This is a genomic window from Pseudonocardia terrae, from assembly GCF_021343995.1.
GTDB classification, from domain to species: domain Bacteria; phylum Actinomycetota; class Actinomycetes; order Mycobacteriales; family Pseudonocardiaceae; genus Pseudonocardia; species Pseudonocardia terrae.
The window spans coordinates 14,866-30,999 of record NZ_JAJTTE010000071.1; the positions used below are offsets into that span (position 1 = coordinate 14,866).

At 74.1% G+C, this 16,134-nt stretch carries 15 protein-coding genes; 5 read left to right on the forward strand and 10 right to left on the reverse strand.

Annotation, left to right across the window (positions count from 1 at the left end; translation table 11 throughout):
* The first annotated feature begins 18 nt into the window (after positions 1 to 18).
* Both LWC33_RS30880 and LWC33_RS30885 read left to right on the forward strand, forming a co-directional pair.
* On the forward strand, positions 19 to 216 hold the full coding sequence (locus LWC33_RS30880; protein ID WP_233308232.1) for a hypothetical protein: 198 nt from the start codon (positions 19 to 21) through the stop codon (positions 214 to 216).
* A gap of 76 nt (positions 217 to 292) precedes the next feature.
* On the forward strand, positions 293 to 1,675 hold the full coding sequence (locus LWC33_RS30885; RefSeq protein ID WP_233308233.1) for a PLP-dependent cysteine synthase family protein: 1,383 nt from the start codon (positions 293 to 295) through the stop codon (positions 1,673 to 1,675).
* Here LWC33_RS30885 and LWC33_RS30890 read toward each other — a convergent pair.
* Both LWC33_RS30890 and LWC33_RS30895 read right to left on the reverse strand, forming a co-directional pair.
* Positions 1,672 to 3,192 carry an FAD-dependent oxidoreductase gene (locus LWC33_RS30890; protein ID WP_233308234.1) on the reverse strand — a complete coding sequence of 507 codons (1,521 nt, stop codon included), beginning with the start codon at positions 3,190 to 3,192 and terminating at the stop codon, positions 1,672 to 1,674. The two genes, LWC33_RS30885 and LWC33_RS30890, sit on opposite strands and share 4 nt — an antisense overlap.
* A 66-nt stretch (positions 3,193 to 3,258) precedes the next feature.
* A complete protein-coding gene (locus LWC33_RS30895) occupies positions 3,259 to 4,212 on the reverse strand; it encodes an AurF N-oxygenase family protein (RefSeq protein WP_233308235.1) in 954 nt (317 codons plus the stop codon).
* A 356-nt stretch (positions 4,213 to 4,568) separates the two neighbouring features.
* On the opposite strand from LWC33_RS30895, the gene LWC33_RS30900 reads away from it, so the two are divergent.
* The gene (locus LWC33_RS30900) at positions 4,569 to 4,772 is read left to right on the forward strand and encodes a hypothetical protein (RefSeq protein WP_233308236.1); all 204 of its coding nucleotides are present in this window, start codon (positions 4,569 to 4,571) and stop codon (positions 4,770 to 4,772) included.
* 109 nt (positions 4,773 to 4,881) lie between these two features.
* Positions 4,882 to 5,781, forward strand: coding sequence for an LLM class flavin-dependent oxidoreductase (locus LWC33_RS30905; RefSeq protein ID WP_233308237.1), 900 nt, complete (start codon positions 4,882 to 4,884; stop codon positions 5,779 to 5,781).
* 249 nt (positions 5,782 to 6,030) lie between these two features.
* On the opposite strand, the gene fahA is transcribed toward LWC33_RS30905, so the two are convergent.
* From fahA to LWC33_RS30935, 6 genes are all read right to left on the reverse strand, one after another.
* Complete coding sequence (gene fahA, locus LWC33_RS30910; RefSeq protein WP_233308238.1) at positions 6,031 to 7,215, reverse strand: fumarylacetoacetase; 1,185 nt, start codon at positions 7,213 to 7,215, stop codon at positions 6,031 to 6,033.
* The gene (locus LWC33_RS30915) at positions 7,212 to 8,075 is read right to left on the reverse strand and encodes a hypothetical protein (RefSeq protein WP_233308239.1); all 864 of its coding nucleotides are present in this window, start codon (positions 8,073 to 8,075) and stop codon (positions 7,212 to 7,214) included. Before LWC33_RS30915 ends, fahA begins: the two co-directional genes overlap by 4 nt.
* Positions 8,072 to 9,283, reverse strand: coding sequence for a homogentisate 1,2-dioxygenase (locus LWC33_RS30920; protein WP_233308240.1), 1,212 nt, complete (start codon positions 9,281 to 9,283; stop codon positions 8,072 to 8,074). Before LWC33_RS30920 ends, LWC33_RS30915 begins: the two co-directional genes overlap by 4 nt.
* Complete coding sequence (locus tag LWC33_RS30925) at positions 9,258 to 10,931, reverse strand: FAD-dependent monooxygenase (protein WP_233308241.1); 1,674 nt, start codon at positions 10,929 to 10,931, stop codon at positions 9,258 to 9,260. Before LWC33_RS30925 ends, LWC33_RS30920 begins: the two co-directional genes overlap by 26 nt.
* 47 nt (positions 10,932 to 10,978) lie before the next feature.
* Positions 10,979 to 11,938 carry an MBL fold metallo-hydrolase gene (locus LWC33_RS30930; protein WP_233308242.1) on the reverse strand — a complete coding sequence of 320 codons (960 nt, stop codon included), beginning with the start codon at positions 11,936 to 11,938 and terminating at the stop codon, positions 10,979 to 10,981.
* Between the two features lie 246 nt (positions 11,939 to 12,184).
* Positions 12,185 to 12,583, reverse strand: a complete 399-nt coding sequence (locus tag LWC33_RS30935) for a DUF5313 family protein (RefSeq protein WP_233308243.1) — start codon at positions 12,581 to 12,583, stop codon at positions 12,185 to 12,187.
* A gap of 47 nt (positions 12,584 to 12,630) precedes the next feature.
* On the opposite strand from LWC33_RS30935, the gene LWC33_RS30940 reads away from it, so the two are divergent.
* Entirely contained in the window at positions 12,631 to 13,122 is a 492-nt protein-coding gene (locus tag LWC33_RS30940; protein ID WP_372476728.1) for a MarR family winged helix-turn-helix transcriptional regulator, read from the forward strand.
* Positions 13,123 to 13,353: 231 nt separating this feature from the next.
* Here LWC33_RS30940 and LWC33_RS30945 read toward each other — a convergent pair whose 3' ends face one another.
* Both LWC33_RS30945 and LWC33_RS30950 read right to left on the reverse strand, forming a co-directional pair.
* Positions 13,354 to 13,686 carry an STAS domain-containing protein gene (locus tag LWC33_RS30945; protein WP_233308244.1) on the reverse strand — a complete coding sequence of 111 codons (333 nt, stop codon included), beginning with the start codon at positions 13,684 to 13,686 and terminating at the stop codon, positions 13,354 to 13,356.
* Positions 13,687 to 13,802: 116 nt separating this feature from the next.
* Positions 13,803 to 16,134, reverse strand: a 2,332-nt coding sequence (locus tag LWC33_RS30950; protein ID WP_233308245.1) for a Pls/PosA family non-ribosomal peptide synthetase, incomplete at its 5' end; no start/stop codon positions are given.

Below are 16,134 nucleotides of genomic sequence, written 5' to 3' on the forward strand. Positions count from 1 at the left end.
CCGACAGGGAGCACGGCCATGAGCATCACCTTCACCCGCACCGCCCGCCGCACCGACCGCCCGGCCCGCCGCTGGAACCCCTTCCGGCTCGAGCAGTTCCGCCCCGCCGCCCCCTTGGGCGGGTTCTTCCCGGCCGACCGCGACCGCGAGCGGGTCCTCGCCGACCTGCGCGCCCTCGGCGCCCCCGGCGACGTCGTCGCCCGTGCCCGCGTCTGACCCCGCGCCCGCGTCCGACCCCGTGCCCGCGTCCGACCCCGTGCCCGCGTCCGACACTGTGGCATCGTCCGGTTCCATGGTCATCCACGACTCGCTCATCGACCTGGTCGGCGGCACCCCGCTCGTCCGGCTGCGCCGGCTCACCGCCGGTCTCGCGGCCACGGTGCTCGTCAAGCCCGAGTACCTCAACCCGGGCGGGTCGGTGAAGGACCGGGCCGCCGCCGCGATGGTGCTCGCCGCGGAGCGCGACGGATCGCTCGCGCCCGGCGGCACCATCGTCGAGGCCTCCTCGGGCAACACCGGGATCGGGCTCGCGCAGGCCGCCGCGGTCCGCGGGCACCGGATCGTCGTCGTCCTGCCCGACACCGTTTCCATGGAGAAGCTGGACATCCTGCGCGCCTACGGCGCCGAGGTCGTGACGACGTCCGCGAGCCTGCCGCGCGAACACCCCGAGCACGTCAACCGGCTGGCACAGCGGATCGCGGCGGAGACGCCCGGCGGCTGGTTCGCCGACCAGTACGACAACCCCGCGAACCCGGCGGTCCACCACGCGACGACGGGGCCGGAGATCTGGGCCGCGACCGAGGGCCGCGTGACGCACCTCGTCGCCGGGATCGGCACCGGCGGCACGATCTCGGGCACCGGGCGGTACCTCAAGGAGGTGGGCCGCGTCGAGGTCGTCGGCGCCGACCCCGCCACCTCGGTCTACCACGGCGGCGACGGCAGCCCGTTCTTCGTCGAGGCCTCCGGCCACTACCGGCACACCGACACCGTCGACGACACCTGGCCGCTGTCCTACCACCAGGACGTCGTCGACCGGATCGAGGCGGTCCCCGACCGCGAGTCGGTGCTGACCACGCGGCGGCTCGCCCGCGAGGAGGGACTGCTGGTGGGCGCCTCGTCCGGGCTGGTCGTGGCGGCGGCGCTGCGGGTCGCGCGCGGGCTCGGGCCCGAGCACACCGTGGTCGCCGTCCTCCCCGACTCCGGTCGCGCCTACCTGTCGAAATACCACTCCGCGGACTGGCTGCGCCGCTTCGGGTTCCTCGACGACGACCGCCCCGGGCTGCTCGCCGACGCCGCCGCGCCGGTGCACGCCGTCACCACCCGCACGCCGCTCGGCGAGGCCGCCGCGCTCGCCGCGGGCCCGGCGCACGGCCAGTCCGTGATCCCGGTCGTCCTGCCCGGGCGCAGCCCCGACTTCGCCACCGCCGCCTCCGAGGTCCTCGGGGCGCTCGACCCGGCGGTGCTCGCCGCCGAGGCCGCCCGCCGGGACCCGGCGACGCCGGTGGGCGGGCTCGCGGGCCCGCCGCCGGTCGCCGTGGGTACCGGCGAGACCGCCAAGGAGGCTCTCGCCCGCGTCGACGCCGCCGGCGCCGCACACGCCGTCCTGCTGCGCGACGGCCGGCTCGCCGGGCTGCTGACCCGCACCGACCTCGCCGCCCGGGCCGGGATCGCCTAGGCCAGGCGCCGCCGCGAACCCAGCAGCGGCAGCGGGATCCGCCGCCGGGGCCGACTCGGGAGCCGGCCCTGCACGGCGTCGTCGACCAGGGCCTTGACGGTCTCGGCGGCGTCGGTGCGGTTGGCACCGATCCCGCCGGTGGAGCCGCGCTTGATCCAGCCGACGACGTAGCTGCCGGGCATGCCCTCGACCCGGCCCTCGTGGTTCGGGACCGTGCCCGTGGCGTCGTCGAACGGCAGGCCGGCCAGCGGCCGCCCGCGATGCCCGACGGCCCGGACGACCATCCCGGCCGGGATCTCCACCTCACCGTCCGGACCGGTCACCCGCACCGCCTCGACGCGGCCCGAGCCGGTGACCCCGGTGGGCGAGGAGTGGAACCGCAGGACCAGCCGGCGCGGAGCGTCGGGCCCCGGCGCCGACCAGTCCGCGACCTCGCGGCGCGCCTCCTGCAGCAGCGCCGCGTGCTCGCCCGGCACGGCCTCGTCGATCGCCTTCCCGGTGCGCGGGTCGGCGTCGTCGACCACGACCTCCACGCCCTCCCGGCGGAGCAGCGCCATCAGTTCGGGCCGCGTGTACGCGGCGGTGTCCGGGCCACGGCGGGCCAGCAGGACGACCTCGCGCGCGCCGGACCCGCGCAGCAGGTCCAAGGCCGCGCCGGCGATCGTGGTGTCCTCCAGATCGGCCGGGTCGGCCGTGAGGATCCGCGCGACGTCGAGCGCGACGTTCCCGGTGCCGACGACGACCACCCGCCCCGAGGACAGGTCGACCGCGCCCGGCGCGATCTCGGGATGGCCGTTGTACCAGCCGACGACCGTGGTGGCGGCCAGGCTGCCGGGCAGGTCCTCCCCCGGGACGCCGAGCGAACGGGACTCCGCGGCACCGACGGCGTAGATCACCGCGTCGTGGTCGGCGGCCAGCTGCGCGTGCGTGACGTCGCGGCCCACCTCCACCCCCAACCGCAGCCGCAGCCGGTGGTGGCCGTGGTGGCGGGCGAACGACTCGCCGATCCGCTTGGTCGACGGATGGTCGGGCGCGACGCCGAACCGCACCAGCCCGCCCGCGACGGTGAGCCGGTCGAACAGCGTGACCCGCGCGTTCGTGTGCAGGAGCAGGTCCTGCACGGCGTACATCCCTGCGGGCCCGGTCCCGACCACGGCCACGTCGAGCGCCGGGAAGCCGGCCGGGACGGTGTGGTCGAAGGTGGGCGGGCCCCAGCGGTGGAACACCGGGGTCCGCTCGGCCTCGTCGACCGCCGACGTCGGCCGGTCCGCGTAGAACTCGGCGTTGACGTCCGCGTACCCCTTCAGCGGAGCGCTCAGGAGGTCGACCGGGTGGATGGCGTCGACCGGGCACGCGTCGGCACACGCGCCGCAGTCGATGCACGACCGCGGGTCGATGTAGAGCATGTCCGTGGTGCCGAAGTCCGGCTCGTCCGGCGTCGGGTGGATGCAGTTGACCGGGCACGCCGCGACGCAGGACGCGTCGGTGCAGCAGGTCTGGGTGATCGCGTACGGCATCGCGGGAAACCTGTCGTCAGGGCTCGTCGGGGCTCGTCCGGGCTGCTCAGGCCTCGTCGGGGCCGGTCAGAGCAGGTTCGCCCGGCGGTAGACCGCGCGGGCGGCCGGCGTGAGCAGCCCGGCCGAGCCGAGGAACTCCATCAGCCCGGCGCAGCTCGAGCGCAGCATCGCCTTGTGGTGCTCGTTGGCGCGCGCCTCGCGCACGGCCCGCCTGCGGTCCAGCCCGGCGGCCTCGTAGACGTCGTCGCTGACCATGCTGGTCACGATGTGGTAGGCCGCTCCGGCGATCACCACGGCGTCGGCCTGGCGGCGCAGGGCGCTCGCGCCCCGCATCCGCTCGCGGACCTCGTCCCGGGCGAACTTCATGTGCCGGGACTCCTCCACCACGTGGATGTTGTTGATCGTGCGGACGAAGGGGACCACGCGCTCGTCGCGCATCCAGTCCCGCTGCATCACGTCGAGGACCTCCTCGGCGACCAGGATCGCCGCGTAGGCCGCCTCGCCGCCGGCGAGCGCCGCGAAGGCCCGGCCGAGCTCGACGACCGAGCGCTTCGGCCGGTACGGGCGCGCGCCCAGCTTGGCCACACCGCGGGCGAACATGATCGAGTGGCGGCACTCGTCCGCGATCTCGGTGAGCGCCCACTGGAAGGCCGGGTCGGTCGGGTCCTCGGCGTAGAAGTCCCGCAGCACCATCTGCTGGAGGATCATCTCGAACCAGATGCCGGTGCTCGCGACGGACGCCGACTCCTGCCGGGTCAGCTCGCGCTGCTGCTCCGGGGACATCTCGTCCCAGTACGCCGTGCCGTAGAGGGTGCTCCACTCCGGGCTCGCGCCGTGGAAGTCCCGGTCCAGCGGCGTCTCCCAGTCGACCTCCTGCACGGGGTCGAAGGACAGCATCTCCGACGAGCGCAGCAGGCGGCGCGCGACATCGCCGAGGTCCCCCTCGACGGCCCGGTCGGCCGTGTCGGCGCCCCGGTCGGCGCTGGTGAGCGTGCGGCCCAGGGCAATGGTGTCGTCCATGGTCGCTCCTTCGCGGATCGACGACTGCTGGCGTTACCGGCGGTAACGTTACCGGTGGTAACACATCCCCGCAACCGGAGGTCGTCCCCCGTCGGCGTGATGCCGGCGCCGCTGGAAGACCTCGAGGTCTCCCGGCGGATCGAGTGATCACGGACGACGACGAGTGCGCGGCGACATGATCGGAGGGTGACCTCCTGCCGGATTCCCGGGGAACCGTCACGCTCGTCCGGTGCCGGGCCCGGCGGGGTCCTCACAGTGCTCGGACACGTCGTGCACAGCCCGCTCCTCGGGCCGCCCGGAAGTGTTCTCCCCGGCGCCGGACCCGGCGCCCGAGACGCTCCCCCCGAGGAGGACCCGTGCACCCGCTTCCCCAGCTCGTCGACTACCTCAACACCCATGGTGCCCCGGCACAGCTCGTCGACCAGGTGAGGAACCTGCAGCTCCGGCACACCCTGACCCCGCAGGCGTTCCAGGACGTCTGCACCCGGCTGCACTGGCGGCCGCGCGGGGTGAGCGTGTCCGACGCCGTCGCCTGGGTGCGGCAGGGCGTCCGCGGCTGACGGCGCCGCTGCGGCGGGGGTGCGTCATGCACGCCCCACCGCGGCGCCCCGCCTCGAGTCCCGCCGTGGACCCTTGCCCCGCGGGTCGGTCCGGCGCCACCCTCGACGCGTGCCCGACTACCGACACGACCTGCTCTTCGGCGCCTTCGTGACCCCCGTCGCGGATCCGCCCGACCAGGCCGTGGAGCTCGCGGTGGCGGCCGACCGGGCCGGTCTCGACCTCGTCGCCCTCCAGGACCACCCGTACCTGCCGCAGTTCCTCGACGCCTGGACGCTGCTGTCCGTCGTCGCCGCCCGGACCGAGCGGATCCGCCTCACCGGCGACGTCCTCAACCTGCCGCTCCGTCCGCCCGCCGTGCTCGCCCGCAGCGCCGCGAGCCTCGACCGGCTCAGCGGCGGCCGCCTCGAGCTCGGCCTCGGCGCGGGCGCCTTCTGGGACGGCATCGAGGCGATGGGCGGCCGGCGACTCGCCCCGGGCCAGGCGGTGACGGCCCTCGAGGAGGCGATCGCGATCCTCCGCGGCCTCTGGGCCACCGACGAGCGCGGCGGCGTCCGGGTCGACGGCGAGTTCCACCACGTCGCCGGCGCGAAGCGGGCCCCGGCGCCCGGCCACGACATCGGCATCTGGATCGGCGCCCTCGGCCCCCGCATGCTCCGGCTCGTCGGCCGTCTCGCCGACGGCTGGCTGCCCAGCCTCTCCTACCTGCCCGAGGGGCCCGCCTCCCTCACCGCCATGAACGCCCTGATCGACGAGGGCGCCTCGGCAGCCGGCCGGGACCCCGCGGCGGTCCGGAGGCTGCTCAACGTCGAGGGCCGGTTCGCGCAGGACCGCGGCGGGCTGCTCGTCGGGCCGCCCGAACAGTGGGCGGACGAGCTCGCCGATCTCGCCCTCGCCGAGGGCGTCTCCGGCTTCGTCCTCATGTCCGACGACCGGACCACCCTCGAGCGCTACGCCCACGAGGTCGCCCCGCGCACGCGGGAACTGGTCGAGGCGGAGCGGCGCGGGTAGGCGCCCCAGCAGCCCTACTTCGGTCAGGACGGCGGCGCCTGCCCTTCCCCGACTGCCGACCCGGTGCCTCGGCACCGCCGACCCGCGGGACGGCCGCCCGGGGCTCGCCGAATGCGAGCGGGCGGCGTCCGGACCCCCCTTCTGGACGCCGCCCTCTCATGGTGTCCCTCGCCGCGGCCCCGCCGCGTGTTAGCCCGGTGACGGTCCGTAGTCTGTCGCGCGGGCGTCGACAGCAGGGAGTGAGCCTCGTCAGGAGGCCGGTGCGATCCGGCCCGTGACCTCGCCGAACCCGATCCGGGAGCCGTCCGGCCCCGGAGCGGTGGCGGAGATGGTGACCTCGTCGCCGTCGAGCAGGAAGGTCCGCTCCTCCCCCTTCACGACGACGGGCTCCCGTCCGCCCCAGGTCAGCTCGATGAACGCGCCCCGCTGCTGCTTCTCCGGCCCGGAGATCGTGCCCGACGCGAACAGGTCCCCGGTCCGCGCCGAGGCCCCGTTGACCGTCATGTGCGCCAGCATCTGCGCCGGGGACCAGTACATCTCGCGGTAGGGCGGGCGGGAGACCTCGTCCCCGTTCCACTCCACCACGAACTCGACGTCCAGGCCCCAGTCCTCACCGCCGCGCAGGTACTCCAACGGCTGCGGGTCCTGCCCCGGCAGCGGCACCCGGGCCGCCTCCAACGCAGCGAGCGGCACCACCCACGGCGAGACCGAGGTGGCGAAGCTCTTGCCCAGGTGCGGGCCCAGCGGCACGTACTCCCAGGCCTGGATGTCGCGGGCCGACCAGTCGTTGACCAGCACCGCCCCGAACACGTGCCGCGCGAACTCGTCCACCCCGACCCGGCCGCCCGGCTCGGAGCCGACGCCGACGACGAAGCCGAGCTCGGCCTCGATGTCCAACCGCCGCGACGGCCCGAACGAGGGCGCCGCCTCGTCCGGCGCCTTGCGCTGCCCGCACGGGCGCACGACGTCGGTCCCGGACACGACCACGGTGCCCGCCCGGCCGTGGTAGCCGACCGGGAGGTGCTTCCAGTTCGGCATTAGCGGCTCGGCGTCCGGCCGGAACAACCGCCCCAGGTTCGACGCGTGGTGCTCCGAGGCGTAGAAGTCGACGTAGTCGGCGACCTCGAACGGCAGGTGCAGGGTCACGTCCCGGACCGGGTGCAGGGCCGGGTCGGGCACGTCCCCGGTCACGAGCGCGGCGATCCGCTCCCGGACCTGCGCCCACCGGTCCGGGCCCTGCGCCATGAACGGGTTCAACGACGGGGCGGCGAAGACCGCGTCCTCCCCGGTGTCGCCGAGCAGCACGGCGAGGTCGACCACGCTGTCGCCCCACCGCACCCCGACGCGCGGGGCGCGGCCGGCGACCGAGAAGACACCGTAGGGCAGGTTCTCCGGCCCGAACGGCGAGCCGGCAGGGACCTCGACGACACTCACGAACGCACTCCTTCCGGGATCGGCGCGGCCAGCACGCCGAGGTCGATCAGCTCGTCGCGCGGCTCGGTGATGCTGCAGGTGCCGAACGACGTGAACAGGGCCCGCACCTCCGGCCCCACGCCTGCGACCCGGTCGGCGACGGCGGCCCCGTCGCGCTCGGCGAGCAGGGCGCGGGCGTCGCCCTCGGGGCCGCCGCGGGCCAGGACGTCGGTGGCGAGCAGGAGGTTGAGGAAGCCGTGCTGCTCGAACCCGGTGGTCGGGTCGGTGTTGCGCACAGCGTGGTGCAGCCCGGCGGTGGCCTTGAACGGCACCCCGGCCCCGACGACGGCCGCGACCGCGGCGGCCAGCTCGGCCTCGTCCGGGTGGAGGTCGGCCCGGACGCCCCCGGTCCGGAACTTGGCCCGGTAGGCGCCGGGAAGCGCCTCCAGCACCGCGGGACGGCGCAGGTCGCGGGGCACCTCGACGTACACGTCGAGGTCCCCGGCGCGCTCCAGACCCGCGGCGAGCAGGTCCAGGAACTGCGACGTCGCCATGCCCTCCGGCACCGCGACCTCGACCGAGCGCAGCTCCACGGGGAGCCGGTCGCACCCGGCCAGCACGCCGGGCAGGGCCACCGGCCCGCCGGGCAGGGTCACCGACAGCGGCAGCCGATCATCCGGCGCGAGCAGTGGGTCCAGCTGCGGCAGTGCGGCCGCGGCCAGCACCAGCGGCCCGACGAGCCCGGCGTACCAGGCGTCGCGCCGGTCGCGGTAGGCCCGCACCGCCTCGGGCACCGGGGTGAGGCCGGGCGGGAAGACCGCGGCGTCGTCGCACAGCCCGGCGACGACGGCGGGTACGCGCGCCGGCACGGGGCCGGTCATGACGCCGGACCGCGCCCCGCCCAGGTCCAGGCGTAGGCGTCGTCCTCGGCGGCGATGCCGCCCTCGCCCAGCTCCATCGGCCGGAACGTGTCCACCATGACCGCCAGCTCGTCGAAGAACTCGACGCCCAGCGACCGCTCCGCCGCCCCCGGCTGCGGGCCGTGGGAGTGCCCGCCGGGGTGCAGGCTGATCGAGCCCTGCGCGATGCCGGAGCCCCTGCGCGCCTCGTAGTTCCCGCCGCAGTAGAACATGATCTCGTCGGAGTCCACGTTGGAGTGGTAGTAGGGCACGGGGACCGCCAGGGGGTGGTAGTCCACCTTGCGCGGCACGAAGTTGCAGATCACGAAGTTGCTGCCCTCGAACACCTGGTGCACGGGCGGCGGCTGGTGCACCCGCCCCGTGATCGGCTCGAAGTCGGCGATGTTGAACGTGTACGGGTACAGGCACCCGTCCCAGCCCACCACGTCGAACGGGTGCGTCGGGTACACGTAGCGGGTGCCGGTGATCCCGCTGCCAGATGATCGAGCAGAGCCGCGGTGCTTGACCAGCACCTCCACGTCGGATCCCTCCACCACGACCGGCTCTGCGGGCCCGTGCAGGTCCCGCTCGCAGTACGGCGCGTGCTCGAGCAACTGGCCGAAGCGGGACAGGTACCGCTTCGGCGGCGCGATGTGCGAGTTCGCCTCGATCGCATAGAGCCGCACCGGGTCCGGGCCCGTCGGGATCCACCGGTGCGTCGTCGCGCGCGGGATCATCACGTAGTCGCCCCGCACCGCCTGCAGCACGCCGAACACCGTCTCGATCGTCGCGGTGCCGGACTCGACGTACACGCACTCGTCGCCCACCGCGTTGCGGTACAGCGGCGACGTCTCCCCCGCCGCGACGTACGAGATCCGCACGTCGGCGTTGCCCAGCACGAGTCGCCGGCCCGTCACCGGGTCCACGGCCTTCCAGTCGTCGCTGGTCAGCCGGTGCAGCGCGAGGTGGCGCGGGATCAGCGGCCGGTTCTCGGTGAGCGTCTGGTCCGGCAGCTCCCACGGCGTGGCGTCGACGATCGCCGACGGCACCCCGAGGTGGTAGAGCAGCGAGGAGTCCGACGAGAACCCCTCCTCCCCCATCAGCTCCTCGGAGTGCAGGCCGCCGTCCGCGGTCCGGTGCTGGGTGTGCCGCTTGGGCGGGACGTCACCGACTCGCCTGTAGTACGCCATCGTGGCTCTCCTCCCGGGTGACGGGGTGGGCGGCGGCGCGGTGCAGCGCCGCGATGATCTCGGCAGTGGCCGGGTCGGCGAGGACGGCGGCGACGTGGGCGTCGGGACGCACGACCCAGACCTCGTCGGGCCGGGCCGCGAGCGCCGCGGTGAGCGCGCCCTCGGGGTCGATCTCGTGCAGGGCGAGGACCCGGACCGGGCCGGGCGCCGCCTCCGCGGCCCGCGTGACCGCGGCGACGTCCACCTGAACGCCGGTCAGGAGCAGGAAGCCCGCGCGGGCCAGTGCCCGGGCCCGCCCGGCGGCCGTTGCCCCGGCGACGACGACCGGCGCGTCGGGCAGCAGCACCCCCGGTCCGGCCGGCGGGACCTGCCCGCGCGGCGGCCGCCCGCCGAAGGGGCGCCGCGGGTCCGCGCCGGTCAGCGGGGAGTCGACGTACCAGAACGGCTCGGACAGCCGGCCCGAGTCGACCTGCGCACGAGCCTCGGCCTCCGTCGCCGCGCGGCTCAGGACCTCGGCGCGGTGCCGGGCGCGGGCCTCGTCCGGCGGCACCAGGAAGTCCATGGTCGCCGTGGTCACCGCGATGTTCTCCACGGCCGCGGCGTGCCGCTCGGTGTGGTAGCTCTCCAGCAGTTCCTCGGGGGCCCAGCCGTGCCCGACGTACGCGATCTTCCACGCCGCGTTCTCCGCGTCGCCGACCCCGGAGTTCAGGCCCCGCGCCCCGAACGGCGACACGAGGTGCGCCGCGTCGCCCGCCACGAGGATCCGGCCGCAGCGCATCCGGTCCACGACGCGGGAGTGGAAGCGGTACACCGACTTCCACACGATGTCGTAGTCCCGGTCGCCGATGATCTGCCGGATCCGGGCGTCCAGCGCCCCGGAGGCGACCTCGGCGTCGAGGTCGTAGTCCGCGGGGACCTGCCAGTCGATCCGGAAGGTCGAGTCCGGGCACGGGTGGATCAGCACCTGCCGGCCCGGGTTCCACTCCGGGTCGAAGTAGAACCGCCGCTCGGAGGCCCAGCCGGGCAGGTCCGCGCGGATGTCGCAGATGAGGAAGCGGTCGTCGAAGGAGTGCCCGTCGAAGCGCACCCCGAGCAGCGCGCGCAGCTCGTCGCTGCGGGCCCCGGCACAGACGACGAGGTAGGAGCCGGCCAGCTCCCGGCCGTCGTCGAGACGGACGCGGACCCCGGAGTCGTCCTGCTCGACGTGCACGACGCGGTGCCGCCAGCGCAGGTCCACCAGGGGTTCGGCGGCGATGCACTCGTCGAGGATCTCCTCGGTGCGCGTCTGGGAGATGTTGACGAAGGGCGGGAACGCCGGGCGCCCGGGATCGGCGAACTCCATCGCGAACAGTTCCCGGTCGCGGTGGAAGGTGCGCGCGGTCGTCCAGGTGACGCCCTCCGCGGCGATCCGCCGGCCGGCGCCCACGGCCTCCCACACGTCGAGGACGTCGCGCTGCTGGCAGATGGCCTTGGAGCCGACCATGTCCCGCTCGGGGCGCTGGTCGAGGACCACGGTCGGCACGCCCCACCGGGCCAGCAGCAGGGCGGTGGTCTGGCCGACCGGGCCGGCGCCCAGGACGAGCACCGGTGCGGTGGGCCAGGGGCCCGCCGCTCGGTCCCCGCTCCGCGGGCGAGGTGCGGTGGTCATGAGGTACTCCCGTCGTCGCGAGTCCTGCGAAAGTCGTGCGACCGCGCTCAGCCCTGCAGCTGGGCCCAGACCTCCTGGTCGCGCTCGGCCGTCCAGATCACCGGGCGCTCGACGCCCGACAGCTCGTCCCACAGCCGCGAGACGTCGAAGGGCAGGCAGTGCTCGAAGATCGGCCACTGCCCGTAGTCGTCCACCAGCGCGGCGTGGGTGGCCTCGAACGCCTCCTTCAGCGTGCCACCGCGCTGCTGCACCCCGCCGACCTCGCGGATCATCACCTGCAGGAACCCACGGGTCTGCGCGATCGCCGCGTCGACGGCGGCGCGGCCCTGTGTGACGGCGCCGCGCCCGCCGACGAGCTGCTCGGCACCCAGCGCCGCGACGCGGTCGAGCGTGTCCCCCGCCCAGTCCCGGTGGAACGCGTCGCCGGTGTAGAGCGCCGCCTCGGCCTCGACGAGGTCGCCGGCGAACAGGATCCGCTGCCGCGGCAGCCAGGCGGTGATGTCGCCCTCGGTGTGCCCCCGGCCGTGGTACTGCAGCACCAGGTCACCCCGGTCCCCGCCCAGGTCGATGGTCAGCCGGTCGGCGAAGGTCAGCGTGGGCCAGGTCAGCCCCGGCACCGAGTCCGCGGCCTCGGCCAGCCGCGGCATCCGCGCGAACTCGGACTCCCAGTCCTGCTTGCCCCGCTCGGCCACCAGGTCGCGGGTGATCTCGTGGGACACGATCGTCTCGGCGTCGAACGCGCTGGCGCCGAGGACCCGGACGGCGTGGTAGTGGCTCAGGACCAGGTAGCGAACGGGCTTGTCGGTGTGCTCGCGCAGCGTCGCCAGCCACTTCTCGGCGGCGACGGGGGTGGCGAGGGCCTCGAAGCAGACGAGGAAGTCCTCTCCCTCGACCGCGCCGATGTTCGGGTCGCCCTCGGCGGTCAGGGCGTAGACGCCGTCGGCGAGGACCTCGAGGGTCTGCTCCTTGGCGGCGGTGTCGGCGGAGGAGGCGAAGGGCTTGGCCATGGGAGGCGTCCTTTCGGGACGAGCGGGGTCTGCGTCGGCAGCCCCTTCCCGTCGTTGGGAGGTCTCGGATCCCGATCGCCGAGCGACGATCAAAGGTTTGACTACTGAGAGACGGTAGAGCCCCGGCGCGACGAACGCCAGACCTCGTCAAACCTTTGAACACTGATGGAGTAGCGGCCGCGACCTCGCCATTATGCGACGGCCGCTCACCCCACGCGGACGCCCGGCCTGGGGCGAGCGCGCGGATCAGCCCTCCTGCCGCCAGCGGGCGGCGTAGCGCTCCTCCTGCTCGCGGCGCTCGTCGGCGTGCGCCTCGGCCCGCACCGCCGCGGCGCCACCCTGCGGGTAGCCCGCCTTGACCGCCCGGTGCTCGGTCGACTCGTACATGTACGCGAACGAGTAGAAGTAGCCGATCAGCAGGCCGCCGAGCACCGCCATCGCGCGGACCCAGGGCTCGCCGGGGATGAAGACGTACAGCAGCACGGCGATCGGGGCCAGCTGCGCGGTCGCGCGCGCCATGTGGCGCCAGCGCCAGCTCGGCGTGGTCACGTCGTGCAGCACCCACTCCTTGTGCCGCGGGGGCAGCCCGGCCCCGTAGGCGTAGAGCAGCCACCGCAGCGGATTCGGCCTGACGGTTCCGGTCATCATCCTCACCCCAACACTTTGCGCACCAAGGATCGTACACTGGCCCCGTGAGCGACTCCGGACGACGTGTCGAGGGTGACCTCGCGACCGTCGCACAAACCGATCTGCTGAAGCTCGACCGGCAGGTCTGCTTCGCGCTGGCCGTGGCGGCGCGCAACGTCATCGCGCTGTACCGCCCGCTGCTCGAGCCGATGGGCCTCACGCATCCGCAGTACCTGGTGATGCTGGCGCTCTGGGAGCGCTCGCCCCGCTCCGTGACCGACCTGAGCGCGGCCCTGGCGCTCGACCCCGGGACCCTGTCCCCGCTGCTCAAGCGGCTGGAGGCCGCCGGCTACGTCACCCGGAGGCGGGTCGCGGGCAACGAGCGCATGCTCGCCGTCGGCCTCACCGTGGAGGGCCGGGCGCTGCGGGCGCGGGCCGAGCGCATCCCGCCGGCGATCATCGACCGGCTAGGGATGCCCCTCTCCGACCTCGAGCACCTGCGCACCGTGCTGACCGAGGTCATCGCGGCCAGCCGCACGACGCCGGACGGGAGCTGATCCGCTCCGGGCCGTCCGGCCAGGGCGGGGCGTCCGCCCTGCCGCGACGGGCCGTTGGGCCCTGCTGACGACGGCCGCGAGACGGGACGGTCGGGAGGCGGGGCCGGTGCCCCGCGGTGGAGCACGACCGGGGCGCCCCCCGTCCGGCTCCGGGCCCGGTCGCCGCGTCGGCGACCGGGCTGATCGGGCCCGCTCCCGTGGTCCACACCGCCGGGACCACGTCGGGAGCCCTCAGTCCCCCGCGAGGACCGCCCGGACGTCGAGGGTGCCGGTCAGGCCGGCGCCCTCCAGGGCGCGCTGCGCGGGACCGTTCCCGGTCACCACGACCAGGCGGGAGCCCTGCTGGCGGGCCAGCTGGTGCAGGTCGACCAGCGCGGCGAGGCCGCTCGGGCCCACGGAGGTCACCGCCACGAGGTCGACGACGATCGTGGTGCCGGCCCGGATGTAGGCGGTGAGCAGCTTCCGTGCGCTGCGGGCGTCGGCCGTGTCGAGCTCGCCGGACAGCCGGACGACGGTCCGCTCCCCGACCTCGATGTCGAGCCGGCACCCCTGGGGGTTCGTCATGTCGGTGATGGGCGATCGCCTCCTGCAGCGATGGGACGTACCGGCGACGGGCCGGGCGGCCGGGGGCGACGCCGCCCGACCCGTCACGCTGCGTATCGGCTTGGTCGCGCGATGTGTTACCGGCCCGGCGGAAGTTCGCGAGCGGGGTTCCCGCCCCATCGCGCCCCGGCCGGGATCTCCTCGCCCTTCATGACGAACGAGTCGGCGGCGATCTCGACGGCGTCGCCGATGGTGACGCCGTAGAGCATGAAGGTGCTGACCCCGATGGTCACGCCGCGGCCGAGGGTGACGTGGTCGGACTTGAACGCGCCGTCCTCCTGCGAGTGCGGCTGGACGACGGTGCCGACGTTGAGGGTGCAGTCGTCGCCGATCGCGGTGAGGGTGTGCTCGACCACCATGGCCCCGTCGTCGAACACCCGGCGGCCGATGCGGGTCCCGACCAGGCGGTTGACCAGGTTCTTGTAGGGCGTCCCGGCCAGCATGCGGTCCAGCGACGGCACCATGAACTTCCAGAAGCGCTCGTGCCGCCAGAAGATCGGGTCGTAGATCGAGCAGGACTGCGGGCGCTGCCGCCGGAAGCCCGTCGACACCCGCTCCCAGAACACGAACCACCCGACCGTGAACAGCACGCTGGTGACGACCTCCGCGGCGAAGGCGGCCGGACCCCAGTCCTGGTAGTGGTCCACCGCGAGCAGGCCGAGCAGCAGCAGGCCGAACACGTGGGCCCACCGCACCAGCAGGACGAGGGCGATCGTGCGCAGGTTGTGGCCGTTCTTGCGGCGCAGTCGCCGGCGGCGCTCCCGGACGTCGATCTCCAGGACCCGGTCCCGCTGGACGGTGCGCGGGATCTCGAAGGCCGGCGAGCCGAGCAGCCCCACGCCCTGGCGCAGCGGACCGTCGACCGGCACCGCGACCTTGGTGGCGAGCAGGCAGTCGTCGCCGGTGCGGCCACCCACCGGGTAGGCGATCTTGTTGCCGAGGAAGTTGTGCGCGCCGATCGCGACCCGCGAGGTCCGGAACGAGCTGTGGGAGAACTCGGCGTTGACGACCGACAGACCGTCGGCGATGACCGTGCCGGTCCCCACCGACGTGAGGTACGGCGACTCGTGGGCGAACTGGGCGCCGAAGTTCGAGCCCGTCTGCTCGATCCGCCCGAGGTCGTAGCCCAGCAGGTAGAGGTAGTTGACGACGTAGGAGCTGTCGCCGAAGAGGTAGACGAACAGCCGGACGTTGGTGAGGCGGGTGATCGTGCGGTGCAGCGAGTACCGCAGCCCGTACAACGGGTACACGCGGTCCGGCCGCACGAACGGGGCCAGCAGCCGCGGCACGGTGAACACCACCAGGAGCCCGAGGAACAGGCCGCCGACGACCAGGAGGGCCGAGTCGGCCATCGCGTTCAGGTAGAACCGCGCGGTGGTGTGGGCCACGGCGCCGGGCTCCAGCAGCTCCCGGAACCGCGGCACCTGCGTGAGCAGCATGAACAGGCCGCCGAAGCCCAGCGGCAGGTAGATCCCGAACAGCTTGACCAGCTGGCTCGTCACGTAGGTGACCTTGCGCAGGGCGCGGATCCGGACCGTCGGAACGGCGCGGAAGTCGGTGCCGGTCGGCTCGGCGGGTGAGCCGTGCCAGCTCTGGGCCGCCGGCACGCGCTGTCCGCGGTGCAACGACGAGGCGTGACCGAGCTGGGCGCCGTCGCCCATGGCGGTGTCGATGTCGAGCACGCTCTTGTCGCCGACGACGACGTCGCGGCCCAGCGTGACCCGCCCGGTCTGGATCGTCCCGGCGTGCGCGCGGTAGCCCAGCAGGAACGCGTCCTTGCGGATCACGGTGCCGGAGCCGATGGTGAGCAGGTCGGTCGCGACCGGCAGTTGCCGGGTGAAGATCGCGACGTCCTTCCCGACCTTCGCCCCCAACGCGCGCAGGTACAGCGCGTACAGCGGCGAGCCGACCACGAACAGGGCCAGCGGGTTGGCCCGGACCAGCGTCTTCACCAGCCAGAACCGGAAGTAGCGCAGGCTCCAGACCGGGATCTCGCCCTCCTTCCAGCGCCCGACCAGCACCCACTTCGCCACGATCGGCAGCAGGCACAGGGCCAGGAAGGCGGTCCCGCCGGCAACGGCCGAGCGCAGGTAGATGTCCAGGAGCCCGTTGCTCGCCTGGATCCAGACGTAGGCGCGGTCCATCACGTAGCCGGCACCGGTGGCGTACAGCAGGAAGGTCAGCAGCTGCAGCACACCGGTGAGCACGTACCCGACCGTGCTGTGCCGGACGGGAACGACGGGCGCCTGCGAGGAGGCCTGGGTGGGCGCCGGGGCGGCCGCGGCAGCCATGCCGGCGATGGTCGGGGTGGCGTAGACGTCGCGGATCGAGATCGACGGCAGGTCCTCGCGACGGCGCAGCCGGGCGCAGAAGCGGGTCATCACCATCGAGTCCGCGCCCAGGTCGTCG